Raw genomic sequence first — 24,011 nt, forward strand, 5'->3', positions numbered from 1 at the left:
CCGGCCTTTTCAAATACGCCTTCAGACTTCTAGGTATTCCAGAATACCCTCGGCCGCCCGGCGGCCCTCATCGACGGCTGTCACCACCAGGTCCGAGCCCCGGTGCATGTCGCCACCGGCGAAGATGCGCGCATTGCTGGTCTGGAACTGCTCGTTGGTCTTCACCCGGCCGCGCTCGTCGAGTTCGATGCCGAAATCGGCAAACCAGGGTGCCGGTGAGGGATCAAAACCAAAGGCGATGATCACCGCATCGGCAGGGATGATTTCCTCTGAGCCCGGCACCACCTCGGGCCGGCAACGACCGCGCGCATCCGGCTCGCCCAGACGGGTCTCCACCATTCTGACGCCCTCCACCCGGTCCGTACCAACGATCTCGACCGGCTGGCGATTGAACAGGAACTGCACGCCTTCCTCGCGGGCATTGGACACCTCGCGCCGGGAACCGGGCATGTTGACCTCGTCGCGGCGGTAGGCACAGATCACGCTTTCGGCGCCCTGGCGGATGCTGGTGCGGGTGCAGTCCATGGCGGTATCCCCACCGCCGAGCACCACCACGCGCTTGCCGGCCATGCTGACAAAGGGCGTGTTTTCCTGGCTCAGATCCAGGTTGTGGCGCACGTTGCCAACCAGAAAATCCAGCGCGGCATAGACGCCAGGCAGATTTTCGCCGGGGAAACCACCCTGCTTGTAGGTATAGGTGCCCATGCCCATGAATACGGCATCGTATTCCTTGAGCAGATCCTCCAGCAGGACATCGCGGCCCACTTCCGTATTGAGCACGAACTTCACGCCCATCTCTTCGAGCAGGGCGGCGCGGCGCTGCATGACATCCTTTTCCAGCTTGAACTCGGGGATGCCGAAGGTCAGCAGGCCACCGACGCGCGGGTAGCGGTCATAGACTACGGCCTCGACGCCGTTGCGGTTAAGGATGTCGGCACAGCCCAGACCCGCCGGGCCGGCGCCGATGATGGCCACGCGCTTGCCGCTCGGCTGGATGTCGGGCAGGGTCGGCTGCCAGCCGCGCGCCAGGGCCTCTTCGCTGATGAAGCGCTCCAGCGCGCCAATGGTGACCGCCTGGAAGCCGGTATTCAGGGTACAGGCCCCTTCGCAGAGCCGATCCTGGGGGCAGACGCGCCCGCAGATCTCCGGCAGGGTATTGGTGCGATTGGACAGATCCGCGGCTTCGTGAATCCGATCCTCCACTATCAGTTGCAGCCAGTTGGGGATGTAGTTGTGCACCGGGCACTTCCACTCGCAGTAGGGATTGCCGCAGTTCAGGCAACGATCAGCCTGAAGCTTGGCGGCCTCCATGTCGAACTTGGCGTAGATTTCCGTGAACTCGCGCGCGCGCTCGTCAGCCGGCTTTTTGGCCGGGTCCTGGCGGGGAGTCTGGACAAAGGCAAAGTCACCCATCATTAACCTCGTTTTTGCGGGATCACCTGCAGGCAGGCGCTCCCGAGCAAATATCAGCTGGCTTCTTCCAGCAGCACCTCGAGCCGGGCCGCCTTGGGCGCCACCAGCCAGAAATCCTGCACCACCTCGCCCCAGCGATCCAGCAGATCCTTGGCGTGTGCGCTGCCGGTGGCCACCACGTGGGCTTCTATCTGGCGACGCAGCAGGGTGGCATAGCCTTCCATGGACTCGATATGGACCCTGTGCATCTCCACAAGTTCACGGTTGATGCGGTCGGAAAAGCGATTATTTTCATCGTAGACAAAGGCCAGCCCGCCGGTCATGCCGGCACCGAAATTGACGCCGGTTTCACCCAATACGGTCACGCAGCCGCCGGTCATGTATTCACAACCATGATCGCCCAGGCCCTCCACCACGGCCGTGGCGCCGGAATTGCGCACCGCGAAGCGCTCGCCGGCCATGCCCGCGGCATAGAGCTTGCCGCCGGTGGCGCCATAGAGGCAGGTATTGCCGATGATCACCGATTCCTGGCTCTTGTAGCTCACCCCTTCCGGGGACGCCACGACGATCTGGCCGCCGTTCATGCCCTTGCCGACGTAGTCGTTGGCGTCACCGCTCAGGTGCAGATGCAGGCCCTGGATGCAGAAGGCGCCGAGACTCTGCCCGGCAGTACCGGCCAGATCCAGCACGATGGTGCCTTCAGGCATGCCGGTGTTGCCGTGGCGCCTGGCGATCTCGCCGGCCACCCGCGTGCCGATCGAGCGGTTGGTGTTGTTGACCCGGTAATGCAGGCGGGTCGCCACCTTCTGCTCGATGCCGGGCATGGCGTCTTCCACCATGCTCTCGGCCAGCGCACCCTTGTCGAAGGGCGCATTGCGGTCCAGGGTATGGACATTGCCGTCGGCGTCCGCGCCCATGGTGGCATTGGCCAGCAGGGGCCGGATATCCAGACGCTGCTGCTTCTGCGTCTCGCCGGAGACCGGTTCGAGCATCTGCGTCATGCCAATCAGCTCCTCGAAACGGCGCACCCCAAGGCTCGCCATGATCTCGCGCACTTCCTGGGCAACGAACTGGAAGTAGTTGATGACCATTTCCGGCAGGCCCAGAAAATGATCCTTGCGCAGCTTCTCGTCCTGGGTGGCCACGCCGGTGGCGCAGTTGTTCAGGTGACAGATACGCAGATACTTGCAGCCCAGCGCGATCATCGGTGCCGTGCCGAAACCAAAGCTCTCGGCCCCGAGCATGGCGCCCTTGACCACATCCAGACCGGTCTTGAGACCACCATCAGTCTGCAGGCGCACGCGATGACGCAGATGGTTCCTGCGCAGGGTCACGTGGGTCTCGGCCAAACCAAGCTCCCAGGGCGAGCCGGCGTACTTCACGCTGCTCAAGGGGCTGGCGCCGGTGCCGCCGTCGTAGCCGGCAATGGTGATGCGGTCGGCATAGGCCTTGGCCACACCCGCGGCGATGGTGCCCACGCCGGCCTCCGCCACCAGCTTCACCGAGACATAGGCCTTGGGATTGATCTGCTTGAGATCGAAGATGAGCTGCGCCAGGTCCTCGATCGAGTAGATGTCGTGGTGCGGCGGCGGGCTGATCAGGGCCACGCCGGGCTTGGCGTAACGCAGGCGCGCGATCAGGCCGTTGACCTTGTGGCCGGGCAGCTGGCCGCCTTCGCCGGGCTTGGCGCCCTGGGCGATCTTGATCTGCAGCTCCTCGGCATTGATCAGGTACTCCGGCGTCACGCCGAAGCGGCCCGAGGCGATCTGCTTGATCTTGCTGGTCTTGATGGTGCCGTAGCGCACCGGGTCTTCGCCACCCTCGCCGGAATTGGAGCGTCCGCCGATGGTGTTCATGGCGATGGCCAGGGCCTCATGGGCCTCCGGCGACAGCGCCCCAAGGCTCATGCCCGCGGAATCGAAGCGCTTGGTGATGCTTTCCACCGGCTCGACCTCCTCGATCGGAATCGGTGTGCTCGCCTTGAACTGCAACAAATCGCGCAGGGTCGCCACGCCGCGATTGTTCACCAGATCCGCGAAGCTGCGATAGGCGTTGTAGTCCCCGGTGCGCACCGCGTGCTGCAGCGCCATCACCACGTCCGGGTTGTAGGCGTGGTATTCGCCGCCATAGACGAACCTCAGCAGGCCACCCGCGCTCTGGTCCTTGCGCCGGCTGAAGGCATCGCGCAGCAGCAGGCGCACGTCCGATTCGAGGTCCTCGAAGGAGGCGCCGCGCAGACGCGAGACCGTACCCTTGAAGCAGAGATCGATCACCGCGGCATCCAGGCCGATGGCCTCGAAAAGCTGCGAGCCGCGATAGCTGGCGATGGTGGAGATGCCCATCTTGGACATGATCTTGTAAAGGCCCTTGTTGATCCCCTTGCGGTAGTTCCGCAGGGCCTTGTCCGCCGTCACCGGCTGGCTGAACTTGCGGCTCGCCGCCATCTCGCGAATGATTTCATAGGCAAGATAGGGATAGACCGCGGTCGCGCCATAACCGATCAGACCGGCAAAATGGTGCGGGTCGCGGGCCGATCCGGTCTCGATGATCAGGTTGCAGCGGGTGCGCAAGCCGGTGTCGATCAGCGCATGATGCACCGCGCCGACCGCCATCATCGCCGGGATGTAGAGTCGGTCGCGCGCGATCCCGCGATCCGAGAGCACCAGGATGACCGCGCCATTGCGCACGGCCTCGACGGTATCGTTCACCAGGGCGCGAATGGCGCTTTCCAGCGAGCCATCACTCGCGTAATCGAGCTTGAACTGCTGGGCGCGGAACTCGGGCTCCGGCCGGCTGCTCAGTTCGCGGAACTTGCTGTCCGAGAGCACCGGCGAGTGCACCTCGATGCGGCGGGCATACTCGGCGCGCTCGTCAAAGAGATTGCTTTCGGCGCCAAAGGCAGTGTTCAGCGACATCACGATCGCTTCGCGCAGCGGATCGATGGGCGGATTGGTCACCTGCGCGAACTGCTGGCGGAAATAGTCGGCCAGATGCCGGGACCGTGTGGAAAGCACGGCCATCGGGGTGTCGTCGCCCATGGAGCCGACCGCTTCCTGGCCATCCTCGCCCAGCACGCGCAAAATGGCATCCCGCTCCTCGATGCTGACGCCGAAGGCCTTCTCATAAACCAGGAGATCGGCATCCAGCGAGCTGGCCGGCTCTTCCCGCTCGGGATCGGCGGGCAGGTGGACGACGTACTCGTCGAGCCAGGCGCGATAGGGCTGGGAGCTCTTGAGCTGGGTGTCGATCTGCCCGGAATCCAGCAGTTCGCCGGTCTTGAGATTGACCGCGATCATCTGGCCCGGACCGACGCGGCCCTTCACCAGCACGTCCTGGTGGGTGTAGTTGAACACGCCCACCTCGGACGCGATGTTGATGATCCGGTCCTTGGTGATCACGTAGCGCGCCGGGCGCAGGCCGTTGCGATCGAGCACGCAGGCCGCCAGGTCCCCGGCATTGAACACCAGGCCGGCCGGGCCATCCCAGGGCTCCATGCGCATGCTGTTGTACTCATAGAAGGCGCGCAGCTCGGGGTCGATCTGCGCCATGTTCTGCCAGGCCGAGGGCACCAGCAGACGCACCGCCTTGAAAAAGTCCACGCCGCCCATGATCAGGGTTTCGAGCATGTTGTCGAGACTGAAGGAGTCCGAGCCGCCCTGGATGATGGGACGGATGTCGTCCATGCTCTCGAAGAGCTCGCTGCTGAGATTGGCCTCGCGCGCGCGCGTCCAGGAGCGGTTGGCCTGCAGGGTGTTGAGCTCGCCGTTGTGGGCCAGCACCCGGAAGGGCTGGCACAGCCGCCACTCGGGCCAGGTATTGGTGGAGAAGCGCTGGTGATAGCTGACCAGGGCCGAGGCAAAGCGCTCGTCGCGCAGATCCGGATAGAAGTCCGGCAGGTGCGCGGGCATGACCAGACCCTTGTAGCCGATCACCCGCGAGGAACAGGTCACCGCGAAGAAGTAGTCGTCATCCGCGCACAGCCGCTCGGCGCGTTTCCTGAGCACGAAAAGCCGGCGCTCGAAGGCATCGGCATCCTGAGCGCTGCTGGCGTTGATGAAGGCCTGCCACACGGCCGGCTGACTCTTGAGCGCCTCGGCGCCACAGGCGGACTCGCCATCGGTGGGCACTTCGCGCCAGCCGACGAAATCCAGTCCCAGCGCCTGCGCCTCCTGGGTGATGCCGGCGCGGCAGGTGGCGGCGCGATCGGCATCGCGCGACAGGAAGAACTGGCCCACGCCGAAGCGTTCCGCAAGACGCCAGCCCTGCTCGCCGGCCACGGCACGCATGAAGGCATCCGGCATCTGCGCCAGCAGACCGCAGCCGTCACCGGTCTTGAGGTCGGCAGCCACCGCGCCGCGATGGGTCAGGCAGGCAAGGGCGCCAATGGCGCTGGCCACAATACCGTGATTGGGCTGATTGTCCATCTGGGCGATCAGACCAAAGCCACAGGAATCCTTTTCAAAGTCAGGAGAATATAAAGAGTGATTCAAATCGCTCACGGTGAACGGTCCTCGCCCATGGGCTAAAAATTCAGTGACACCGGCGGAAGCTCAGCCCGCCGTGCAGCAGTCGAACCTCGTATTATACAATCCCCACCATTAGCTATTCAATGTATTTTCATGGACTTGGTCCAGAAGGCCGGCAGCCTCAGGAGGTGGGATCGTCAAACCTGTCCGATATGGTCTTGTCGCGCTGCCGGAGTTCCAGCAGGTCGCGGATTTCGGCCAGCAGCCGATTCTGGCGAATCAGCAATACCGGCAGCAGCAGCCAGAGCACAAACATCAACACGAGAAAAAACGGCAGCAGGATACTGAGCCCTGTGCCAACACCGGAAAAAAAGCCGCTCATCATTAATGGCTCCCTAGGAATCAAACAGGCGCCGGGATTCGGCGATGGCAAAGCGATCGGTCATGCCGGCGATGTAATCCGCCACCACGCGGGCCCGCAGCATGGGATCAGTGTCGGAGCCGAGGGTGCGCAGGCGCTGCTGATGCTTCAGGGGCAACAGCCGCACATCCCCAAAAAATGCCTCAAACAGGGCCCGCACCAGGCGCTTGGCCTTCTCGGTCTGGCGATATACCTCGGGGTGGCGATACAGGGCCCGGCGCAGGAAGGCCTTGAGCATCTGGCTCTCCGACTGCAGGGCCGGCGAATAGGCAATCAGGGGCTCGGGCTGGGCATACACGTTCTCGATGCACTGCGGACTGGCCTCATTGATCCGCTCCAGGCTGGTCTGCACCAGATCCGTGACGGCGTCATTGATGAGCCGGCGAATGGTTTCATAGACGCAGACCCGCTCCTTGGCTGCGGGATAACGGCGCCTTACCTCGGTGAATACCCGCTCGAACAGCGGGATCTCCTGCAACTGCGCCAGGGTGATCAGGCCCGAGCGCAGGCCATCATCAATATCGTGGTTGTTGTAGGCGATCTCGTCGGCAAGGTTCGTGAGCTGGGCCTCCAGGCTGGGCTGCCCCCCTTGCACGAAGCGCCGCCCGACCTCGCCCAGCGTTGCCGCGCGAGCCGGCGAGCAGTGCTTCAGGATCCCCTCGCGCGTCTCGAAACAGAGATTCAGGCCCGGGAAGGCAGCATAGCGTTCCTCCAGCTCATCGACCACCCGCAGCGACTGGAAGTTGTGCTCGAACCCGCCGTAGGGCTGCATGCAGGCATTCAAAGCATCCTGGCCGGCATGGCCAAAGGGCGTGTGCCCGAGATCATGGGCCAGCGCAATGGCCTCGGCGAGGTCCTCGTTGAGCTGCATCTGGCGCGCGATCGAGCGGGCGATCTGGCCGACTTCGATGGAGTGGGTCAGGCGGGTGCGATACAGATCGCCCTCGTGATTGACAAAGACCTGGGTCTTGTATTCCAGGCGGCGAAAGGCCTTGGAGTGGATGACGCGGTCGCGGTCGCGCTGGAACTCGCTACGCCCGGTGGGCGGCTCCTCGGGATAGCGCCGGCCCAGGGTCCGGCCCGGGTCCGCGGCATAGGGCGCTAGCATGGCGAAACGCGCCTAGCCTGCCTGCTTCTCATTCAGCACCCGTTGCATGGTCTCGGCCAGCAGCGGCAGGCGCGCGGCAAAGAGATCAAAGGCGGCATCGGCGTATTCGCGCATCTCGTACTGGGCATCGGGCTTGCGCCGCAGGGCAAAGAAATTCATCAGGCTCCTGAAGTTCACGGTCCAGTAGACATCCGAATAGGCCGCCACCGGCGTGACATTGCGCAGCAGTTCCCGCGCCCGGCCTCGGTACGGGTCACGCCCACCCTCCTTGGGCGGAATCTCGCCCGCGGCGCGGGCTGTGTCGATGCGCTCGCAGGCCTGCTCGTACTGACGCTCGTACCAGTCAAAGAGCTGCGCCATCATGGCTTCGTATTCGGCCACGGCCGCATCGCTCAGCACCTCGAAACCATCCACGCTGCGCGCCTGAGTATCCGGGATGTAAGCCGCGCTGATCGGCTTTCTGTAGCGCATCGAGAACTCGTTCCAGGAACTGACCCGATGCTTGACCCACTGACGCAGCACGAAGATGGGTGCGATGAAGCGGTAACGAAAGTACACGGTCTCAAAGGGCGTGCCGTGATTGTCCTTCAGCAGCAGGTACAAAAGCGCACGGTCCTTGTCGGAGAAATCCGCCAGTGATTGCAGGCGTTTGTTGGTGGAGCTGATGCGGGCGGTGTTGACGATGGTCGCCTCATCGCCCCAGCCATCCTCCAGCTCGATGAAGCCGAAATTGCCGATGCGCCGGGTGCCCGCGGGGTTGAGTTGGCAGCGCAGCGCGATTTCCTCAGCAATTTCGGCCGTGGCCTTGTTGGCTTGAAAGCTCATGCAGTCTCCATGTGACTCTGGATCGCCTCGACCACCGCCGCTTCGGGCACGTCGCTGGTGATCACCGCCTCGCCCAGGGCCGAGAGCAATACAAAGCGCATCCGCCCACCCTGCACTTTCTTGTCCACCCGCATGTACTCCAGATAATTTTCCACCGGCAGGCGGGGGGCCGAGGTAGGCAGGCCGGCGCGCTGGATCACGCCATACAGCAAATTGAGTTCGCTTTCGCGCAGGTAGTCCAGACGCCGCGAGAGATCCGCCGCCATGACCATGCCGATGGCCACCGCCTCGCCATGCAGAAAGGTACCATAGCCGGCCGCCGCCTCGATCGCGTGCCCAAAGGTATGGCCGAAATTGAGGATGGCGCGCAGCCCCCCTTCCCGCTCATCCTTGGCTACCACCCAGGCCTTGTCGGCGCAGGATTGCTCGATCACATGCATCAGCGTCGTGGGATCCAGGGCGAGCAGCGCTTCCATGTTCTCATCGAGATAGTTCAGGAAACCGAGATCGACGATGGCCCCATATTTGATGATCTCGGCGATGCCGGAGCGGAATTCGCGCTTGGGCAGGGTCTTGAGGGTGTCGGTATCGATCAGCACCATCTGTGGCTGATAGAAGGCGCCGATCATGTTCTTGCCGCGCGGATGATTGACGCCGGTCTTGCCGCCCACCGAGGAATCCACCTGGGCCAGCAGGGTGGTCGGGGCCTGGATGAAGGGCACGCCGCGCTGGTAGGACGCCGCGGCAAAGCCGGTGATGTCGCCGATCACGCCCCCACCCAGTGCAATCAACGTGGTCGAGCGATCGCAGTTGTGCGCCAGCAGCTCACCGACGATGCGGTCCACCATCTCCAAGGTCTTGTAGACCTCGCCATCCGGCAGCTCGATGACCACCGCCTCGCGGCTCAGGCTGGCAAGGGTTTCGCGCAGCACGGGCAGATAGAGCGGCCCCACCGTGGTGTTGGTGACGATGGCGACCGGGCCCTTGCCCAGGGCGGGGTCGAGCAGATCGGGACGGCGCAGCAGTCCGCTGCCGATATGAATGGGGTAGGCGCGTGCGCCCAGGTCAAGGTTCAAGGTTCTCATGGCATCTGGATTTTTCAGCCGGTCGCCCCGGAGGCGCGATGCTCATCGCGCCTCCGGGCAGGCGGGCCTGGCTTTTTTCAGGTATTTGAAAATCTGGCCGACCACCTGATCCGCCCGCAGATTGTCGGTTTTCAGGATCAGGTCGGCCAGCTCGCGGTATATGGGGCCCCGTTCGGCCTGCATCGCTTCCAGCCTTGCGCGGGGATCTTCCACCTGCAGCAGGGGCCGGTTGGGGTCCTGGCGCACCCGACGCAACTGTTCATCCACGCTCACGTTCAGGAAAACGATCCTGCCGAGCTCGCGCAGGACCTGGCGGTTTTGCGGTCGCAGCACCACCCCGCCTCCGGTGGCCAGCACCATGGGCCCGGTACCCAGCAGCTCAGTCAGCACCCGGGATTCCCGCTGGCGGAAACCCGCCTCGCCCTCGATCTCGAAGATGGTCGGGATGGAGACGCCGGTACGTTCGACGATGATGCTATCAGAATCCAAAAAAGGCAAATGCAGTCGGGCGGCCAGAAGCCGCCCGACTGTGGACTTGCCGGCCCCCATGGGGCCGATGAGGATGACACCTTGTTTCACAGATTCATCACCACCGGAATTATGGCTCGATATCCAGCAGTATAAACCAAATGCAAACCCAGCCCAGCCCGTTCAAGCAATCGGACATGCCAGCCTCAGCCGGCCCGCAATTTGCCTCGCAATCCAGGCTGGTCTCGACCTGGTCCAGGACCGCCATGACGCGCTCCATCTCGCACCATCCTGGTCCCGGACCGAGCTTATCTTTCGCTCAGTTGCGCTGGACGTTCCACGCCTTCCACGATCTTCGGAGTCAGGAAGATGAGCAGTTCGGTCTGGTTCTTAGTTTTTGCCTTTCCCTTGAAGAGATATCCAAGCACCGGGATCTTGCGCAGTCCCGGAACGCCGGCTTCGCTTTCGTTTTCCTCTTCTTCATAGATGCCGCCGATCACGATGGTTTCGCCATTGTTGACCAGCACGTTGGTATTGACCTTGCGGGTGTCGATCGCCACGCCACCGGGGACGATTTCACCCTTGGAGTCCTTGGTCGCCAGCACTTCCATCTGCACCTTGCCATCGGGTGTGATGTGGGGGGTTACCTCAAGGCTCAGCACGGCCTTCTTGAAGGTGACGGAAGTCGCGCCGCTGCTGGTCGCCGCCTGATAGGGGATTTCCTTGCCCTGTTCGATCAGGGCTTTTTGCTGATCGCCAGTGATCACGCGCGGGCTGGAGACCACGCGCCCCAGGCCTTCCGACTGGATGGCCGACAACTGCAGGTCAAGGATGCGGGTACCGGCCATGTTGCCGAGACGCACGCCGAGGCTGGCCGGATTGAAGCCAGCGGCACCAATGGCCGGGAAGTTGACCACCGATGATGGCGTCTTCACGCCCTGACCGGAACCCACCTGACCGCCAGCGTAATCACCGGACAGGTCGATGGTGCTGGGGAAATCGTAGCCGGTGGTTTCATTGAAGCTTCCGCCCCACCTGACGCCCAGCGACTGCGCCGCTGTAGTCGAGGCCACGACGATGCGGCTCTCGATCAGCACCTGCTTGACCGGGCGATCAAGACGCGCAACCAGGCGTTTGATGCTGGCGAGATTGCCGGGCGTCTCCTTGACCAGAATGCTGTTGGTGCGCTTGTCCACGGTCACGGCGCCGCGATCTGACAGAAGATTGTTGCCGATGCGGGTTCCGAGCGCCAGGGAACCCAGCAGGCCGGTGCGCGTCACCTCGGTTTCACGGCTCGTGCCATCCAGGCTGGTATTGCTGCGCGTGGTGGTCGTGCTTGGCGTATTGGTGGCGTTGAGCAGGGCCGCGATGTCCTCGGCACGCGCATAGTTGATCTGGATCAGCTCGGTGACGGTGGGCTCGAGCTGGACCTTGGCCTGCTCGGCCTTGAGCCGGGCCTCTTCCTGGGCGGCCAGCTCCTTTTGCGGGGCGACCCAGATGATGTTGCCCTGGCGCTTCATGCCCAGCCCCTTGGATTCGAGGATGATGTCCAGGGCCTGGTCCCAGGGCACGTTCTTCAGGCGCATGGTCAGATTGCCGCTGACGTTGTCGGCCATGATGATGTTGATGCCGGTGAAGTCGGCGATCACCTGCAGGGCATTGCGCACGTCGATGGCCTGGAAATCCATGCTGAAACGCGAGCCGTTGTATGGTTTGCCTGGTTCGGCGGGCGTGGCAGGACCCGTGGCGCGGATCTCGGCCTTGGGCTTGACGTCGACCACGACCCGGTTGCCCACCTGATAGGCGGCATATTCGAAGTTCTTCGGCATGTCAAAGACCAGCCGGGTGTCGCGGCCACGCCGATAGCTGTCGATGGTGCGCACCGGCGTGCCAAAGTCGGTCACGTCCAGTCGCCGCTCCAGCCTACCGGGCAGGCGCGTGCCGGCCAGATCAAGAATCAGGCGATTGCCATCCCGATGCAGGTCGGGCGAGGGCGCGCCGTAGGCGAGTTGCAGTTCCAGCCGCCCCCCTTCCTTGGGCCCGCGCCTGAAAGTCATGTCCTGCACCTCTGGAGTAAGGACTTCGGGCGTTGTAGCGGCAGGTGCGGCACTGGCGACCAGGGCGGGCGCGGACCTGACCGCTTCGGAGAAGGCAATGCGATAGCCGCCGGCGGCAGGTTCAACCATGATGGGCATGGCCCGGTCGAGCCGGATCTCCAGGCGCGCGGTGTTCGAGCCGGCCACCTGGCTCGGGCGGGCTTCCAGCACCGGGCCGCTCCCCGTCAGGGCCTGCACGCCAGGGCCAAAGCGGGTGTTGAGGAAGTCGACCTGGACTCTGCGGCCCTCGTCGAGCACGGTGATGTCATAGTCGGGGCGCTGGGGCGCGATGATCTGCAGCGCCGGTTTGGGGCCTGGCTGCTGGGCCAGTCCTTCGATGAAGGCCAGGGCCTGTGATTGCCCGGCGGTTTCCTGGGCAGGCGCCTCGCTTTTTCCGGGTTCGGCCAGCGTGGCGGTAGGCAGCATGAAGACACCGGCCAGCGTCAGGGCCAGGCGAAGCGGGGACTGGGTGAAGCAGGCATGTTGTCTGGTTGATTTCATTCCTAAACCTCTGGGCTGCCAGGTGGCGCCCTTTTCGTATTTATCCGGTCGGCCAGTCAAGGATTGGTGCTCATCTCGATACGCTGCTGGCGCTTTTCAAAACCGCCGTCCGTAGCCGGCACCAGTTCTATCAGGCGCAATGCGGACTCACCTGGCCGCTGGACGATCTCGACCACGCGCCCATCGTTGCGTCCCAGGTAATTGCCGAGCGTGACCCGGTAAACCTTGCCATCGGGCGTCTTGATCAGGCCCCAGGGCTGGCCTTTCACATCGCGCACGATGCCGACGAGATTGAGACTGCCTAGGTCGAACTCTTCGAGCACCTGACGCACCCGGTTGCTGTTGGGACGCGGCCCCTTGGCGATTTCGAGGGTACGTTCCTTGCGCCGGCTTTCCTCGAAACTGGTGAAGGGATCGCGACGGTTTTCTCCGGTATAGAGAATGATGCTCGGCAGCGGCGCCTCGGGCAACTTTTCGATCGATTTGCCGGACTTGGGCGCCGCGGCCACGAACTGTTTCAGATCGGCCATGTCATCTCCCTGAGCGCAGCCGCCCAGAGACAGGGCCCCGCCGAGCAGGAAGGCAACCGACCAGAACGCCTTGTGATTCATTTCTTCACCTCCTCCGCCTTGGCCTTGGCATTCAGCTCCGCCTCGTCCAGATAGCGGTAGGTCTGCAGGCGGGCCTCCAGGCGCAGCGGCGCCTTGCTCGCAGGCTTGGCGCTTGCACCAGCGGCGGGCTGACCTTCTGCCCGCAGGAGATTGATGTCGTGCAAGGTCACGATGCGGGGCAGGGCGGCGACGGCGGCCGCGAAATTGCCCATGGCGTCATAAGCACCCTGTACGGTGATCTTGACCGGCACTTCGGCGTCATAGTCTCGGATCTGCTCTGGCAGGGGCTGAAAGAGTTGGAAATCCAGGCCCCGGCTGCGCCCGGCGACCGTGACGTCATCGAGCAGCGAAGGGATCTCGGCGCGACTGGGCAACTGGCGCACCATGAGATCGAAACGGCGCTGGATCTCGCCAAGCTGTGCCTGGTATTGCGGGAGATTGGCCGCCAGGCGCTGCTTGTTGCGAAGCTGGGTTTTCAGGGTTTGCTCTTCCTCGCGCAGGGCGTTGAGCTGCTCATTGAGCGGCTGCAGGAAAAAGAAGTAGAACAGCAGCCCCAGAATGGTGACGAATATGCCGGAGATGATCAGCCGGGCCTGCAGGGGCCAGCGGAAGAAGTCCTCGGGCTTGAGTGTGCGCAGCTCATCGAAGGTCATTTTTGAGCCCCTCCGTTCATCGCGACCTGCTGCAGCTTCGATGTCTCCTGCTCGCCAGCGCGCAGGCCGACCAGCATCTTGAACTGCCCGACGGGCAGGCCCGCCAGTTCCGTCTTGGAAATGATCTCCAATCTCGGATTGGCAAACACCGGAGACGCTTCCAGCCGCCGCATCAGCTCCGAGACCTGGCCGTTGGATTCCGCGTAGCCCTCCAGGAGAAAACCCTGGGGATTCTGTTGCAGGTGGGTGAGAAAGATTCCGGAAGGCATCAGCGTGCTGACCTCATTGAAAACGCGCACCATCTGGCTGCGATCCTTCTGCAGTTCCTCGACCACGCGCAGGCGCTCCAGCATGGTCTCGCGCTTTTCCTTGAGCTCGGAAATGGTCTTGATCTTTGCATCGACCAGGGCGACTTCCTGCTTGAGGTAATCCACCCGCGCCTGCTGGTGCTCGATGCGTTCTTCGAAGGCGCCATGAATGCCATAGAACATCAGCCCGACCAGGGCGGCACCAATTGCGGCGCCAATGGCATTGCGCCGCTGGGCCGCCTTGCGCTGCGCCTCGCGATAGGGCAGCAGATTGATCCGGATCATCAGGCAAACCTCCGCATGGCAAGCCCGCAGGCCAGGCCCAGTGATGCACTCTCCGCCCGCAGCAGATTGGCATCCACACCCGGGGCGAGATCCATGCCGGCGAATGGGTCGGCGATGCTGACGCGCAGCGGGCTGCGGTTGCGCAGTGCTTCCAGAAGCCCGGGAGTGAGCGCGCAGCCGCCGAACAGCACGGCCTTGTCGATGTGAATGCTGGGCATGCTGGACTGAAAGAATTCGAGCGAGCGCAGGATGTCCAGGGCGAGATTGTTGACGAAGGGATACAGCACCTCACGTTCGTAGTCCGCGGGCAGGCCACCGCGGCGCTTCATCCGTCCGGCATCGGCATGATCGAGTCCATAGCGGCGCATGATGTCCTCGGTCAGCCGGTCGCCACCAAAGCCATGATCGCGGTTGTATACCGGCTGGCCCTGCTGGAAGACATGGACCTTGGTGGTGCTGGCGCCGATATCGATCAGTGCCACGGTCTGGCCCGGCGCCGGGCTGCCCGGCTGGGTCGCCAGGTATTCATGGACGGCGAGCAGGGCAAAGGGCTCGACATCCACCACTTTGGTATCGAGATTGGCCAGGGCCAGCGCCGCCACGCGGTCCTCGACCGCCTCGCGCTTGCTGGCGACCAGCAGGATCTGGTCGTAACCGGACCGGGTTTCGTCCGGACCAAGCACCGCGAAATCGAAGCTGACCGCGTCCATGCTGAAGGGGATGTACTGGCCGCCTTCGAGCTGGAGCTGAACCTCGAGGTCCTCCTCGCTCATGCCGGCCGGCAGGGTGATGATCTTAATGATGGCATCGGCACTGGACAGCGCCGTGATTGCCAGGCGTGAACGGCTCTGGCTGCGCTTGTGCAGCGTGCTTACAGCCAGGGCAATGGTCTTCATGTCGGGCAGCGCCCCCGTCTTCAGCTCGCTTTGATGCAGCGGCTCGATGCCGAATCGTTCGACACGATAACGATTTTTCTGCCGGCTCAACTCGACGAGCTTGACGGAGGATGAACTGATATCCAGTCCCACAACGGGTGGCGGAGCAAAGGCGAACAAGGTTGGCACCTTCCTGGTCTGTTATTTTTGCTGGGGCCGCAACAAGGGAATTTTTCGGGAATAGGGTTGTCTTAGTTTTCCCCCTGCCAGACGAAAATTAGCCGCGATCCGGCTACTGTCAAGTCAGGCAGTGATTTTTCTGTCATTTCATTTTTCAGGCCGAGCCTTTCGCGAATGGCCGAGCTGGTCTATTCTCTTCACGGCGGCCACACCCTGAGTGGTCATTTCCCCTGCCTGTCAGATCGTAAGAGTTATGCGGCCAGTCCTTCGCTTCTTTCTTTGGATTTTCCTGCTTTTCACCCTGCTGCTCGCTGTTGCCGGCATAGCCGGATACATGACCTATCAGCGCCTGCAGAGCGAATTGCCGGACATCGATCCGGTCCTCAACTACCATCCGCGCTTGCCCCTGCGCATCTATGCCGCCGATGGCGATCTGTTGGAAGAAATCGGCCCCGAGCGTCGGGCGCCGCTGGGCATCGAACAGATTCCTGAGCGGGTGCAGCAGGCCTTCCTGGCTGCCGAGGATGCGCATTTCTACGAGCATTCCGGGGTGGACCTGCGCGGCATCGCCCGCGCCACCTGGGCGAACTTCCGGGCGGGCAACGTGGTTCAGGGCGCGAGCACCATCACCCAGCAGGTGGCCCGCAATTTCTTCCTGACCCGCGATCAGACCTATGAGCGCAAGATCAAGGAAGCACTACTGGCGCTGAAAATCGAACAGCATCTGAGCAAGCGCCAGATCCTGGCCCTGTATCTCAACCAGATCTATCTCGGCAATGGCGCCTATGGGGTACAGGCCGCCGCCAGGCGTTATTTCAACAAGGATGTCAGCGAACTGAACCTGGCCCAGACCGCCCTGCTGGCCGGCATGCCCAAGGCGCCATCCGCCTTCAATCCGCTGATCAATCCCAAGCGCGCCCTGCAGCGCCGCGATTACGTACTCCGGCGCATGAGCGCGCTCGGCTTCGTGACGCCTGCCGAGGCCGAAGCAGCCAGCCAGCAGCCGCTGGATGCCGGGCGCTTTAGCCCCGGGCGCAATGTCGCGCCCTATGTCACCGAGGAAGTCCGGCAGTGGCTGGTCAACCAGCTGGGTGAGGATGCCGCCTACAACTCGGGTATTCAGATCTACACCAGCATCGACATCAATGACCAGGAAAAGGCGCAGGATGCCCTGGTGAGAGGGCTGGAAAGCTATGACCGCCGGCATGGCTATCGCGGCCCGGTGGCACGTCTTTCTTCCGAGGCCGTGAGCGCGGTACTGGCCGGCAAGCGGCCTGCCGAACTGCCGGTGAAGTCCCCGGCGGGGCTGCGCTGGGGACTGGTCACACAAGTCGACGGCCAGGAGGCCACGGTTTTCAGCGAAGGCGGCGAAGCCATCAGGCTGGGCCTGGCGGATGTCGACTGGGCGAGGCGGGTCTACAAGGCCGGACTGGGACCATCTCCCAAGAGCGTGAAGCAGGTGCTGCGTACGGGGGACCTGATCTGGTTGCGTCAGCAGGAGAAAGGCTGGCAACTGGCCCAGATCCCCAGGGTTCAGGGCGGATTCATCGCCATGGAACCCACTGGACGCATCCGCGCCATGGCCGGCGGTTACAGCTTCGAGCTGAAACAGTTCAATCACGTCACCGATGCCTGGCGGCAGCCGGGCTCGGCCTTCAAGCCCTTCATCTATGCCGCGGCCATGGATGGCGATGCCCTGACCGCTGCCGGCGAGCACTATTATTTCACCCCGGCCAGCGTGCTGAATGACGGACCATTCCAGATGGTCGACGGTACCGGGCAGGTCTGGCGGCCAAGCAATTACGGCGGCAAATCCTATGGGCCGACCCGGCTGCGCATGGCCCTGACCCGCTCGCAGAACCTGGTCAGCATCCGCCTGCTGCAGCATATCGGCCTGCCTTATGCGCGCAACTATCTGCAACGCTTTGGATTCCAGCCCCGACAACTGCCCAATGGCCTGTCCCTGGCCCTGGGCTCGGGTTCCGTGACCCTGCTGCAGATGGCCCAGGGCTACGCGGTCTTCGCCACTGGTGGATTCCGGCCCAAACCCTACTTCGTGGAACGGGTGCTGGACGCCCAGGGACGGCCCCTGGCGCTGCCCGACTGTACCCCCTGTGCCGAACCGCGACCCACGGAGACCGTGATTCCGCCCGCCGTGGCCTTTCTGGCCACCAGCATGTTGCAGGACGTGATCCAGCACGGCACCGGTTCTGCCGCGCGCAAGCTGGAACACCCGGACCTGGCTGGCAAGACCGGCACCACCAATGACTCCCATGATGCCTGGTTCATGGGTTACTCACCCAGGCTGGTGGCTGGGGCCTGGGTCGGACATGACCAGCCGCGCGGCCTCGGCCAGCATGAAACCGGCGCCCAGGTGGCCCTGCCCATCTGGATGGATTACATGCGCTACGCCCTGAAAGACCAGCCGGTGCAGGAATATCCGCTGCCCCCGGATGTGGTGACGCGCCAGATCTCACCCAGCGGCGGATATCTGGTGGAGGCAGGTGGCATTCCGGAGTATTTCATCGACAGATACCCCCCACCCGTCATGCCTCGCCCGGTGGCGCCCGTCGCGCCGACCGAGAGCCTGCCGGCGGCGGATGCCGATACCGAGCAGCTTTTCGAGCAACTTTTCTGAGAGCCCGCCATGAACCGAGCCTCCCTGAACGTGCGCCGCCTGCGCCAGATGATTGCCCACGAAGCGGCACGCATCATGGTCGAGGAAGGCGTGAAGGATTTCCGGCTGGCCAAGGACAAGGCCCTGCGTCATCTCGCCCTTGGCCAGCACGACGCCCATCAGATCCTGCCGTCCAATGCCGAGATCAACGACGAGGTGATCGCCCGTCTGCGCCTGTTCCAGGGCGAGCGCCAGCCCGCCATCCTGCGCCGGCTACGAGAAACCGCCCTGGAGGCCATGGATCTGCTGGCCGACTTCGATCCCCGACTGGCAGGTTCGGTGCTGGAAGGGACCGCCACCGAGCACTCGGACATCAACCTGCATCTGGTGGCGGATTCACCGGAAAGCGTGCTCTTCTTTCTGATGGATCACGGCATCGACCACGAGCCATCCAGCGCCATGCTGCGCTTTGGCAACAGTGCCCGCGAAATGCCGGCGGTGCGTTTCGAGCTACAGGACATCCCGGTGGATTGCGTGATCTTCTCCATGGACGAGACCCGCGAGGTACCCTTGTCCAAGGTCGACGGCAAACCGATGCGCCGCGCGCGCAGAAAGCAGCTGGAAGCGCTGCTCGCTGCCCCGGACGACGAACCCGCCTGAGAAACACGCCCCCGGAACCTTCCCGGAGGGCAGCGGTCTATGTTTCTTTTGATACTGCGGTTATACTCCGCCGCAACCGCACCCCTCAGATCAGGACCCGCATGTCACGCAAGCTTCGCAACATCGCCATCATCGCCCACGTGGACCATGGCAAGACCACCCTCGTGGACAAACTCCTTCAACAGTCCGGCACCTTCGCCGCCCATCAGCAGGTGGCCGAGCGGGTGATGGACAGCAACGCCCTGGAAAAAGAGCGCGGCATCACCATCCTCGCCAAGAACACCGCCATCAACTATGAAGGCGTGCACATCAACATCGTCGACACCCCCGGCCACGCCGACTTCGGCGGCGAGGTCGAGCGCGTGCTCGGCATGGTCGATGGCGTGCTGCTGCTGGTCGATGCCTGTGAAGGCCCGATGCCGCAGACCCGCTTCGTGACGCGCAAGGCCCTGGCCCTGGGACTCAAGCCCATCGTGGTGATCAACAAGGTGGACCGGCCCTGCGCCCGGCCCGACTGGGTGGTCAGCGCCACCTTTGATCTCTTCGACAACCTCGGCGCCACCGAGGAGCAGCTCGATTTTCCGGTGGTCTATGCCAGCGCCGTGCAGGGTTATGCCACGCTGGACCTGAGCCAGCCCAGCGACAACATGCGCGCGCTGTTCGAGACCGTGCTCGAGCATGTCGCGCCGCCTGCCGTGGATCCGGACTCGCCGCTGCAGATGCAGATCGCAGCACTCGACTATTCCAGCTATGTCGGGCGCATCGGGATCGGCCGTGTCTACCGGGGCAAGATCTTCCCCGGCCAGGATGTCGTCATCATGAAGGGCGACACCGACAAGCCTTCCAAGGGACGCATCCTGCAGGTGTTCGGCTTCCGCGGCCTGGAGCGCGAGGAGACGCCGGCGGCCTTTGCCGGCGACATCGTCGCCATTACCGGTCTTGAGGATCTGGCCATCGGCGCGACCATCGCCGATGCCGCCCAGCCAGAGGCCCTGCCCTGGAAGCCGGTGGATGAACCCACCCTGACCATGAACTTCCAGGTCAACACCAGCCCCTTCGCCGGCCAGGAAGGCAAGCTGGTCACCAGCCGCCAGGTCAAGGCGCGGCTGGAGAAAGAACTGCTGACCAACGTCGCGCTGCGCGTCGAGGAAACCGACAGCGCCGACGTGTTCCGGGTGTCCGGGCGCGGCGAGCTGCATCTGACCATCCTGCTGGAAAACATGCGCCGCGAAGGCTTCGAACTCGCCGTCTCGCGTCCGCGCGTGATCTTCAAGGAAATCGACGGCGAGAAGCAGGAGCCCTTCGAGCACCTCACCGTGGACATCGAGGAGCAGCACCAGGGCAGCATCATGGAGAAGCTCGGCATGCGTCGTGGCGAAATGCTCGACATGCAGTCCGACGGCAAGGGCCGGGTGCGTATCGAGTACCGTATTCCTGCCCGTGGCCTGATCGGCTTCCAGACCGAGTTCCTGACCGCCACTTCGGGCACCGGCATCATCGCCCACGTGTTTGACGGCTATGACGCCATGAAGGGTCCCATCCCGGCACGCATCAATGGTGTGCTGATCTCAGCGGAACAGGGCGAGGCCGTGGGTTTTGCGCTGTTCAACCTGCAGGAGCGCGGCCGGCTGTTCGTCAGCCCCGGCGAGAAGGTCTATGAGGGCATGGTGATCGGCATCCACACGCGCGACAACGACCTCGTGGTCAACCCGCTCAAGGAAAAGAAGCTCACCAACATGCGTGCCTCGGGTTCGGACGAGAATATCGTCCTCACGCCGCCCATCAAGCTCACGCTGGAATCGGCCATCGAGTTCATTGCCGATGACGAGCTGGTGGAGATCACCCCGCAGTCGATCCGCATCCGCAAGCAGTACCTCAAGGAACATGAGCGCAAGAAGGCCGCGCGCAGCGGCGACTGAGGTTCATCGCACCAGCAAAGCCCGCCCTCCGGCGGGTTTTTTTGTGCCTGAGGGCCATACGCCTGCGCTACAGTACTTGACATCCAAACAGGAACAATTATCATCCGCAGATGCAATGATACTAATTCGCATTCGAATTCACAGGGAGAGAAACATGCGCAACAAAAAACTTATCGCGGCCCTGGCTCTGGCTCTGGGCAGCCCGGCCGCTTTCGCTGCCGACCCGACCGTGGATCAGAAGATCGAGGTGCTGCAGCAGGAAATCGAGGCCCTCAAGGCACAGATCAAGAGCGGCGGCGCCCAGACCGACAGCGGCGACACCGGCATTGCCCAGACCGACAACCTGCCCGCGCCAGCCGGCGTGGCGCCCAGCGACAATCGCCGCCCGCCCATCATCCACAAGGTCAAGGCCTCCGATAGCGGCCGGACCACGATCGGCGGCTACGGCGAGGTACATTACAACAACTACATCAAGGATGAAAAAGACGACGAAGTGGACCTGCACCGCTTCGTGCTGTTTTTCGGCCACAAGTTCAATGACTGGATCAGCCTGAGCTCCGAGCTCGAGGTCGAGCATGCCTTTGTCGAGGGCGATGAGGGCGGTGAGGTGGCCATGGAACAGGCCTACCTGAACTTCCATTTCAGTGACGCCGTGAATCTGCGCACCGGCCTGCAGCTCATCCCCATGGGCTTTCTGAACGAGATCCATGAGCCGCCCACATTCTTTGGCGTGGAGCGCAACGAGATCGAGACCCGTATCATTCCCAGCACCTGGCGCGAACTGGCGGTCAGCCTGACCGGCCAGCCGGTGCCTGGTCTGGAATACCATGTAGGCGTGAGCAACGGCCTGGCGGTTGGCGATGAATTCGATGCGGACAAGCCCCTGAAGAAATTTCGCCAGGGTGGCTCGGAAGCCAGTGCCAATGATCTCGCTTTTTATGGCGCGCTGAACTATCGCGGCCTGCCGGGCCTGACCCTGGGCGGCTCGGTGTTCACCGGCAACATGGGCCAGAATGGAGCAAAGAATCCAGCACTGGAAGGCATTGATGCCCGCGCCACGCTCTGGGACCTGCACGCCCAGGCCAACATCCGGAACTTCCACCTGCGCGCGCTCTATGCCCGCGGCACCATCAGTGATGCCGGTGCTTTGAGTAACGTGGTCAGCAGCGGCTCGGTCCCCGAGGCCTTCTACGGCTGGTATGTCGAGCCGGCCTATACCGTCTGGCAGTCGGGGGACAAGAAGCTGATCCCCTTCGCCCGCTATGAGCGCTTCAACACCCAGGACGAGATGCCCACCGGCATCGCCGCCGATCCCGACAGCGACGAGCAGGTCACGACCCTGGGCATGAACTTCTATCCCACGGCCAACGTGGTATTCAAGGCGGATTACCAGGATTTCGATAAGGTAAGTACCAACGACCGCTGGAATCTCGGCGTCGGTTACATGTTCTAGGCAATTCCGGGCCGTGGCGGCACGGCCCTTATTATTTCAAATCGATAAAGCTACTCCGAATATATGACGAAACGCATCATTCTCAAAAGCCTCATCACCGCCCTGGGGCTCGCGCCGCTGGCCGGCTGCATGAGCGGTGGCGGCCAGGACCAGACGCCGCTTTTCGCGGCCACCGGTCTCACGGGCCAGAGCGTGAGCCTCGCGAGTTTCAGCAATCCCCAGCCCAACATCCCCGCTCAGTGCTATATTGAGACCTCAGGGGGCACCCAGAACGCCTGCCTGTATTGTCATACCGATGGCCTGGCCACTGCCACTCCGCCGATCGGCAACAATCAGGCGCAAAGCGGGCTGCAACTGGCCTATGACTTCGCGCCCGGCATGAACGTGAATCATTGGGAAAACACGCTGTTTCCGGAGAAACTCAGGGCAATCGTGCTGTCGCTGGGCCAGAACCCGGAGGCCTGGGACATGCAGAGCTATATCCGCACTGATAACTGGTCGGAGGCCTATGCCCAGCGTGGCGGTGACCCGAAAGTCTGGAATGCCGGCACCGGCGCCTTCCAGGTCTTTCCGGCGCTCGATCCGGCGGATCTGCCCGCCAAAGCGGATGGCTTCGTGCGTTCGGCCAGCGCCGCGCACGGCCCCTTCAGCGACAGCCAGGGTGCCATCACCGGTTGGCGGGCCATCAACTTCATGCCCTACGGCATCTTCACACCCCAGACCGGCAGCGTCTCGGGCGTCTATATCCGCCTGCCCGAAGCCTTCATGAAGGACGCCAGCGGGAATTACAGCCTCAGCGTGTATCAGCAGAACCTGGATCTGCTGGAGCGCGCGGTACAGAACCGCCTCGAAGCCAGTGACCCGGCGCACTACCTCGGTAGCGCGGCCAGTGTGCCGGTCCAGGCCGGGCTCTATCCGCTGGGCACTGAATTTGCCCATCCGCTGCATTACGTCGATGCGGAAGCCGATGGCAGCAATGCCGCGATCAGCCGTTTTCCCGGCACCCGCGCCAACCGGGTGAAAGAGGTCCGCTACATGACCAAATGGCGCGACTTCGATCCGGCGCAGGCACCCGCCGGCGGCGAGGAGGAAGAGGGAGGCCCGGGCAGCGTGTTCCTGAATGCCGATCAGGGCTGGATCGACAATGGCGCGGGCTGGCTGCTGTCGGCCTATATCGAGGACCGGGGCGGCAGGTTGCGGCCCCAGCGCGGGGAGGAGCTGATGCAGTGCTTTGGCTGCCACAGCGGCCTTGGCCAGGGCGCTGGCTTCAAGTCCGGCGTCGGCGGCACGGTGGACTCGACCTGGGCCTTCCCGCGCAAGTTCGCCGGGGATGCCGGCTGGCAGGAGATGAACTATTTCGGTTACACGCATGCTGCCGGCGCCAGCAACAGCGCGACACCGGGCGCCGCGAGTGTCGGTGATCCGGTCAACCACAACAAAGCACAGGGCGAGTTCGGTTACTTTCTGAGCCGGGTGGTGGGTGCGAGCCTGTATGGCGAGATGCCTGCCGGTATCGAGGCCTACCTGAAGGGCAAGATCACCAAAGCCAATGGCTATAGCGCTGACTGGCCGGTACTGGACAGCAGCGATCAGGCCGACCCGCAGACGATCCTTGCCACCCAGCAATTGCGTCAGCAGTTGATGCGGGAGATGGTCAGCAGGAAGGACTACCTGGAGAATGGCGTCATCGCCGGCGCCCTGCTCTATCCGGCAAAGGATACCGCACTGGCGGCCGCGGGCCGTTACCGGCAGGTGGTTGCGAGTCAGCGCTTCACCCTGGGCAAGGACGTCTTCCCGGCCACGCCCTATACCTTCAAATATCACCGCACGGCGGACACGGCCTTTACGCATGCCAACGGCAGGCCATATGCCCAGGGCGAAGTCATCAGCGACCGGCCCATCGGCGTGCCGACCCTGATCAATGAGATCGAGGGCAGCTTCGTGGTGGATTATCAACCCTACCTGGCCTTTCCCAGCCAGTTTGTGACCCCGTAACACCGGACGGGCCATGCGGCCCGTCTTTCAGTATTTTATATGTTAATGATTATCATTGATAATGATGGAGGT

Annotated in this window: 17 protein-coding genes; 5 read left to right on the forward strand and 12 right to left on the reverse strand. The window is 63.1% G+C overall.

Annotated elements, in window-relative coordinates; all coding sequences use genetic code 11:
* Positions 1-21 precede the first annotated feature (21 nt).
* The 12 genes from WOB96_RS06695 to pilM form a co-directional block, all read right to left on the reverse strand.
* Positions 22-1,416, reverse strand: coding sequence for an FAD-dependent oxidoreductase (locus tag WOB96_RS06695; protein ID WP_423229723.1), 1,395 nt, complete (start codon positions 1,414-1,416; stop codon positions 22-24).
* 50 nt (positions 1,417-1,466) lie between these two features.
* Positions 1,467-5,912, reverse strand: a complete 4,446-nt coding sequence (gltB, locus tag WOB96_RS06700; RefSeq protein ID WP_341370510.1) for a glutamate synthase large subunit — start codon at positions 5,910-5,912, stop codon at positions 1,467-1,469.
* Positions 5,913-6,060: 148 nt separating this feature from the next.
* Entirely contained in the window at positions 6,061-6,264 is a 204-nt protein-coding gene (locus tag WOB96_RS06705; protein WP_341370511.1) for a hypothetical protein, read from the reverse strand.
* Positions 6,265-6,274: 10 nt separating this feature from the next.
* Positions 6,275-7,408 carry a deoxyguanosinetriphosphate triphosphohydrolase gene (locus WOB96_RS06710; RefSeq protein WP_341370512.1) on the reverse strand — a complete coding sequence of 378 codons (1,134 nt, stop codon included), beginning with the start codon at positions 7,406-7,408 and terminating at the stop codon, positions 6,275-6,277.
* A 12-nt stretch (positions 7,409-7,420) separates the two neighbouring features.
* Positions 7,421-8,233: an FAD-dependent thymidylate synthase gene (gene thyX, locus WOB96_RS06715; RefSeq protein WP_341370513.1), complete on the reverse strand. Its 813-nt coding sequence runs from the start codon at positions 8,231-8,233 to the stop codon at positions 7,421-7,423.
* Positions 8,230-9,318: a 3-dehydroquinate synthase gene (gene aroB, locus WOB96_RS06720; protein WP_341370514.1), complete on the reverse strand. Its 1,089-nt coding sequence runs from the start codon at positions 9,316-9,318 to the stop codon at positions 8,230-8,232. The genes thyX and aroB overlap by 4 nt, the downstream gene beginning before the upstream one ends.
* A gap of 42 nt (positions 9,319-9,360) precedes the next feature.
* Positions 9,361-9,897, reverse strand: coding sequence for a shikimate kinase (locus WOB96_RS06725; protein ID WP_341370515.1), 537 nt, complete (start codon positions 9,895-9,897; stop codon positions 9,361-9,363).
* Between the two features lie 197 nt (positions 9,898-10,094).
* The gene (locus tag WOB96_RS06730; protein WP_341370516.1) at positions 10,095-12,383 is read right to left on the reverse strand and encodes a type IV pilus secretin PilQ; all 2,289 of its coding nucleotides are present in this window, start codon (positions 12,381-12,383) and stop codon (positions 10,095-10,097) included.
* Between the two features lie 56 nt (positions 12,384-12,439).
* Positions 12,440-12,994, reverse strand: coding sequence for a pilus assembly protein PilP (locus WOB96_RS06735; protein ID WP_341370517.1), 555 nt, complete (start codon positions 12,992-12,994; stop codon positions 12,440-12,442).
* A complete protein-coding gene (locus WOB96_RS06740; RefSeq protein ID WP_341370518.1) occupies positions 12,991-13,647 on the reverse strand; it encodes a type IV pilus inner membrane component PilO in 657 nt (218 codons plus the stop codon). The genes WOB96_RS06735 and WOB96_RS06740 overlap by 4 nt, the downstream gene beginning before the upstream one ends.
* Complete coding sequence (locus tag WOB96_RS06745) at positions 13,644-14,240, reverse strand: PilN domain-containing protein (RefSeq protein WP_341370519.1); 597 nt, start codon at positions 14,238-14,240, stop codon at positions 13,644-13,646. The genes WOB96_RS06740 and WOB96_RS06745 overlap by 4 nt, the downstream gene beginning before the upstream one ends.
* A complete protein-coding gene (pilM, locus tag WOB96_RS06750) occupies positions 14,240-15,295 on the reverse strand; it encodes a type IV pilus assembly protein PilM (protein ID WP_341370520.1) in 1,056 nt (351 codons plus the stop codon). Before pilM ends, WOB96_RS06745 begins: the two co-directional genes overlap by 1 nt.
* Positions 15,296-15,629: 334 nt before the next feature.
* Here pilM and WOB96_RS06755 point away from each other — a divergent pair, with 334 nt between their 5' ends.
* The 5 genes from WOB96_RS06755 (at position 15,630) to WOB96_RS06775 (ending at position 23,939) form a co-directional block, all read left to right on the forward strand.
* Positions 15,630-17,933 (forward strand): penicillin-binding protein 1A, encoded by a 2,304-nt coding sequence (locus WOB96_RS06755; RefSeq protein ID WP_341370521.1) that lies wholly within the window; start codon positions 15,630-15,632, stop codon positions 17,931-17,933.
* Between the two features lie 9 nt (positions 17,934-17,942).
* Positions 17,943-18,572: a nucleotidyltransferase gene (locus WOB96_RS06760; protein ID WP_341370522.1), complete on the forward strand. Its 630-nt coding sequence runs from the start codon at positions 17,943-17,945 to the stop codon at positions 18,570-18,572.
* 101 nt (positions 18,573-18,673) lie between these two features.
* A complete protein-coding gene (typA, locus tag WOB96_RS06765) occupies positions 18,674-20,491 on the forward strand; it encodes a translational GTPase TypA (protein ID WP_341370523.1) in 1,818 nt (605 codons plus the stop codon).
* 154 nt (positions 20,492-20,645) lie between these two features.
* Positions 20,646-21,944: a hypothetical protein gene (locus WOB96_RS06770; protein WP_341370524.1), complete on the forward strand. Its 1,299-nt coding sequence runs from the start codon at positions 20,646-20,648 to the stop codon at positions 21,942-21,944.
* 63 nt (positions 21,945-22,007) lie between these two features.
* Entirely contained in the window at positions 22,008-23,939 is a 1,932-nt protein-coding gene (locus WOB96_RS06775) for a hypothetical protein (RefSeq protein WP_341370525.1), read from the forward strand.
* Positions 23,940-24,011: the final 72 nt, after the last annotated feature.

It is taken from the genome of Thermithiobacillus plumbiphilus (genome assembly GCF_038070005.1).
GTDB lineage: Bacteria > Pseudomonadota > Gammaproteobacteria > Acidithiobacillales > Thermithiobacillaceae > JBBPCO01.